Genomic DNA, 4,653 nt, shown 5'->3' on the forward strand with positions numbered 1-4,653 from the left:
CCGCCGTAAGGAAGGGGTCCTCGGGCCGGCACGCCTCGCGCAGCGCGTGGGCGCGGTCGCCGTACCAGGAGAGGTGGTTGCAGAACTCGGGAAGCACGACGAGCGCGGCGCCGAGGGACGCCGCCTCATCGACGGCGCGCAGCACGGCCGCGAGGTTCGACTCCTTGTCCTCCCCTACGGCGAACTGGGCCGCAGCCACCCGTACGGAGCCGGCGACGCGGGCCATGGCATCCTCCTGTGGTTCCTCTAGCGGAACAGCGTTTCCCAAACATACACTCGCAGCCGCCCTTGCGACAGAGGGAATTACCCCGTCACATCCCGGAGGCTGCCGTGCTCACCCATGTCGTTCTGATGCGGTTCACCGACCCCGGCGACGCACCCGAGGCGCGTCACCGGCTGGCCGAACTCGCCCCACTCGTACCGGAGATACGGTCGATCGAACTCGGCCTCGACACCGTCGGTTCACCGGTGTCGTTCCATCTGTGCATGATCACCCGGCATGACGACGAGGCCGGGCTGAGCGCGTACCAGAACCATCCGCGGCATCTGGAACTCGCCTCGTGGCTGCGTCCGCGCCTCGCCGACCGGGCCGTGGTCGACCACGCCGGGTCCGACGCGGGCTGACCCTCGCGCGCGAACGGGGCGAAGGTGCCGCGAGCCGGGGCTCGCGGCACCCGGGCCGTCAACTTCCGCTGCCCGCAAGGGTCTCGGTGGTTCCGGCCGTGATGAGCGACTGATAGTAGGAACCGCCGGGGTAGTAGGTCGCGGTCGTCGTGCCCGAGAGGGCGTCCGACGCCCAGCCGACGGCCAGCGTCTGCAGAGCGGTGATGTTCTTGGCCTGCGAGGTGCCGCAGGCGAGCGAAGCGGCACCGTCGCTGCTGGCGCCCTCGGAGTCCACGTGCGACCCCGTGGTCAGTTCCACACCGAGGAACGGCGCGGCGGGGTAGGCCTTGCGGAGCACAGTGGTGCCGGAGGCGTCGCTGTTGCAGAGGTAGGGCGGCGAGGCGATGACACGCACGGGGAGCGAGGTCGCCGACAGGCCGGCCAGCGAGTCCGCGCTGTTCTTACCGATGACGGACGTCACGGGATCGAGCAGTACGAGGCCCTTGAGCCGGGCGAACGCTGCCGGTGAGGTGACGCGCAGCCGCTCGGCGACGTACTCGACGGCCTCACCTCCGGCGGAGTGACCGGAGAACAGCAGCTTGGTGGGCAGCGAGGTGCCCGTGCGTCCCGCCTTCGCCGCAGCACGCGCGTAACTGGCCGCGAGTGCGCCGGCCGAGCCGTCCGCCCCGCTGAACAAGGTCGCCACGTTGTTCAGGAACGGCTTGTTGTTGCCGATGTTCTGCAGCGTGCAGCCGAAGATGTCCGCACTGGGCAGGGTCGGGACGAACACCACGTAGCCGGCGGCCGCGTAGTGGTTGGCGAGGTCCGCCATGTTGGCACCGGACCGTACGAATCCGTGCTGGAGCCAGATCAGCCCCTTGGCCGCACCGGACGGGAAGTACCAGTCGGCGTCCGGGTGGTAGGTGAAGGCGGCACAGGAGACGTCGACGTCGGTCGAAGCCGAGGTGACGCCGGTCGCAGCCGCGTCCGCCCGCGCGGACGCCGGGACGGCGAGAGCCGACAGCGCCACAGCGATGGCCGGCACGAGGATTCTCAGGCGGGAAAGCACACGCATGGAGGCCTCCGAGTACGGGGCGGGCGTTTCCATTGTAGAAACGCTGTTCCACTCCCGGGTGAGGGAGATGACAGCGAACAGACGGGTCCACTGTCAAGAGTCCATCCCCGCAGACGCCCCGGAATGTCTCCCCGTGCACCGTTCCTGACAGGTCGTCGGCCAGAAAGCTTGACTGCGTAGGGGCCGAGACCTGGCGCGAGTGTCCCCCTGAGTGGAACTCTGTTTCCCAGCAAGGAACACAGCCGAGTTCCCTTCCCCTCATCGGAGAGTCCGTGAGAAACCGAAGAGCACGTCTCCTGATCGCGCCACTGGCCCTGATCGCCGCACTGTTCGCGGCTCCCGTGCCGGCGTCGGCGACAGCGGCGCAGGCGTCTGCGACACCCGCGGTGGCCATGTACCGGACCACCTACGGTGGTGACGACGCCGACGTGTACTACCCCTCGGGCGGCACCGACCTGCCGGTGGCACTGCTGCTGCAGGGCGCGAAGGTGGACCGCGCCCAGTACGCCCAGTACGCGACGGCGATCGCCCGGCAGGGCTTCGTCGTCGTCGTGCCCAACCACTACCGTCTGATGATTGTCGAGTGGGAGCGCTACGCGGCCGAGCACCAGGTCACGCGGACGGTCAGCTGGATGAAGGACACGAAGTACGACGCGTCCTCACCGCTGTACAAGCGCATCGACAGCGGAAAGATGGTGCTGCTCGGACACTCCTTCGGCGGGGCCGCCGGACTCGCCGCAGCCGAGGACTCGTGCAGCACGGTCTTCTGTCCCGCGCTGAGCTTCGACCTGCCGAGCCAGGTCAAGGCCGCGTCGTTCTACGGCACCAACAACGCCTTCCTCGGCATCTTCGCCGATATCGACAACCAGATACCGGTGCAGTTGGTGCAGGGCACCGCCGACGGCATCGCGCCGCCGTCCGACGCCGAGCAGACGTACAACCACCTGGAGAACACGCCCAAGCAGATCGTGCGGGTGGGAGGCGCCAACCACTACGGCATCACGGATGTGCAGAGCCCCTCGCCCGCCGAGAGCGAGACCTCCGCGCAGTCCCTGACGCAGGCCCAGAGCATCGAGGCCGCCGCACGCTGGGCGGGCCGCTTCCTGCGGGCCGAGCTCGGGGACGCGGCCGCGGCCGACTACATCTGGAACACCGGCGACGCCGCCGACCCGGGTGTGACGGTCACCGGCGCCTCCTGACGCACTCCCCGGTGCCGGGACGGTTCCCCGTCCCGGCACCGGGCACGTGGACGCGCTTACCCCGGCACCGGGTAGGCGCCGGGCGCCATACCGCCGCCACCCGGCCGGAAGGCCGCGGGGGCGTGCACCACGCACGACTGCGTGTACTCCGCGAGTCCCTCCGCGCCGTACTCACGGCCGTGGCCGCTGCGCTTGACGCCACCGAAGGGGGCGCGCAGGGACATGCCGGTGCGGTTGTGGGTGTTGACGAAGCAGAAGCCGGCGTCCAGCCGGGCGGCGAACGCGAACGCGCGGTCCTCGTCGGCACTCCACACCGAGGCGCCCAGTCCCAGTTCGCCGGCGTTGGCCCGGTCGACCACCTCGTCCTCACGGTCGTAGGGCAGCACCGGGACCAGGGGGCCGAACTGCTCCTCACGGACCACCGGGACGTCGTCGCCGAGGCAGGTGAGCAGGAGCGGGGCGACGAAGTGGCCGGCCGACACGTCGGTGTCGGGGCAGACCGTGCCGAGGGGTGTGGCACGGGCGCCGCGCCGCAGCGCGTCGTCGATGAGCGCGGTGAGCCGTGCGGCAGCCGCCGCGTTGACGACCGGGCCCACCGTCACCCCGGGGTGCAGCGCGTCGCCGAGCCGGACGACCCGGTCGGCAGCCGCGGTGAAGGCCGCCGTGAAGCGGTCGTGGGCGCGCCGGGGCACGTACACGCGCTTCACGGCCATGCACACCTGGCCCGCGGTGGCGAGGCAGGCCATGACCAGCCGGTCCATGGCCTCGTCGGTGAGCGCCGCGTCGTCCAGCAGGATCGCGGGATCGTTGCCACCCAGTTCCATCGTCGTCGGGGTGAGCGCCGCCGCGGCCAGCGCACCGACCGCGCGCCCCGCGCGCTCGCCGCCCGTGAACGCCACCTTGAACACGCCGGGATGGCCCACCAGGGCCGCGGCGGTCGACTCGTGTCCGTGCAGGGTGTGCAGCAGACCCGGTGGAAAGCAGCCGGCCATGTTCCGCAGCAGCCCGTCCAGTGCGAGCGGGGCCAGCGGAGAGGGTTTGACCAGCAGGGCGTTGCCCGCTGCCAGGGCGGGGGCGAGCTTCAGGACGGTGAGCACCACCGGCGCGTTCCATGGGGTGAGCGCCGCCACCGTGCCGTAGGGACGCCGGCGCAACACCAAGCGGCCCTGCCCGTCGTCCACCTCGTGGTCGGCGAGCAGGGACGGGGCGGCGTCCGCGTACCAGCGCAGTACGGCCGCGGAGAACGCCAGTTCGCCGCGGCCGTCGGCAAGCGGTTTGCCGGACTCACGGGCCAGCAGGACGGCCGCGTCCGCCGACCGGCGCTCCAGTTCGGTGGCGGCGGCACGCAGCGCCTCGGCCCGCACCTCCGCGGGCTCCGCCGCCCAGATGCGGGCGGCCGAGCCCGCGGCAGCCACTGCCTGCCCGACATCGCCCTCCCGCGCGACAGGCACAGTCCCGACGGACTCCCGTGCACGGGATGGATTATGACGTTCAATCAGTTCCTGGTCAGCCACGGCCTCTCCTCGGGCGGGCGCCGCGCACCGCTCAGGAGACGGGCCGCAGCGAGGCGATCATCGAGCTGCGCAGCAGGGCGCCGCGCGAACGGACAGGGTCGGCGGCCGTGGCGCGCAGCTCGGCGAGCAGCTCCGCACGGGCTTCGGGGTCGCGCACCCGCAGCCGTTCCCAGTTGCGGTGGGTCTGCGCGCCGACGTAGGTGAGGGCGCAGAGCCGTCGGGCTTCGGCGGCCGCGTCGAGCTCGGCGTCCGCGCCGGGCTC

General features: G+C 71.3%; 6 protein-coding genes. 2 read left to right on the plus strand and 4 right to left on the minus strand.

The genetic code is table 11. The annotated features are described in order from the left end of the window. Positions 1-226 (minus strand): nitrilase-related carbon-nitrogen hydrolase (locus tag JGS39_RS36780; RefSeq protein ID WP_308120927.1); only part of this gene is annotated, 226 nt, incomplete at its 3' end. Positions 227-330: 104 nt separating this feature from the next. On the opposite strand from JGS39_RS36780, the gene JGS39_RS36785 reads away from it, so the two are divergent. Further along, a complete protein-coding gene (locus JGS39_RS36785) occupies positions 331-624 on the plus strand; it encodes a Dabb family protein (protein ID WP_219574112.1) in 294 nt (97 codons plus the stop codon). 58 nt (positions 625-682) lie between these two features. On the opposite strand, the gene JGS39_RS36790 is transcribed toward JGS39_RS36785, so the two are convergent. After that, positions 683-1,678 carry a hypothetical protein gene (locus JGS39_RS36790; protein ID WP_219574113.1) on the minus strand — a complete coding sequence of 332 codons (996 nt, stop codon included), beginning with the start codon at positions 1,676-1,678 and terminating at the stop codon, positions 683-685. Positions 1,679-1,950: 272 nt separating this feature from the next. Between JGS39_RS36790 and JGS39_RS36795 the strand changes: the two genes are divergently transcribed. Beyond that, positions 1,951-2,877 carry an alpha/beta hydrolase family protein gene (locus tag JGS39_RS36795; RefSeq protein WP_219574114.1) on the plus strand — a complete coding sequence of 309 codons (927 nt, stop codon included), beginning with the start codon at positions 1,951-1,953 and terminating at the stop codon, positions 2,875-2,877. A gap of 56 nt (positions 2,878-2,933) precedes the next feature. Here the strand turns inward: JGS39_RS36795 and JGS39_RS36800 are convergent, their stop codons facing one another. Further along, positions 2,934-4,391, minus strand: coding sequence for an aldehyde dehydrogenase family protein (locus JGS39_RS36800; RefSeq protein WP_219574115.1), 1,458 nt, complete (start codon positions 4,389-4,391; stop codon positions 2,934-2,936). Between the two features lie 31 nt (positions 4,392-4,422). Beyond that, on the minus strand, positions 4,423-4,653 hold a 231-nt coding region (locus JGS39_RS36805), incomplete at its 5' end, for a hypothetical protein (RefSeq protein ID WP_219574116.1).

Source organism: Streptomyces poriferorum (assembly GCF_019399235.1).
GTDB lineage: Bacteria > Actinomycetota > Actinomycetes > Streptomycetales > Streptomycetaceae > Streptomyces > Streptomyces poriferorum.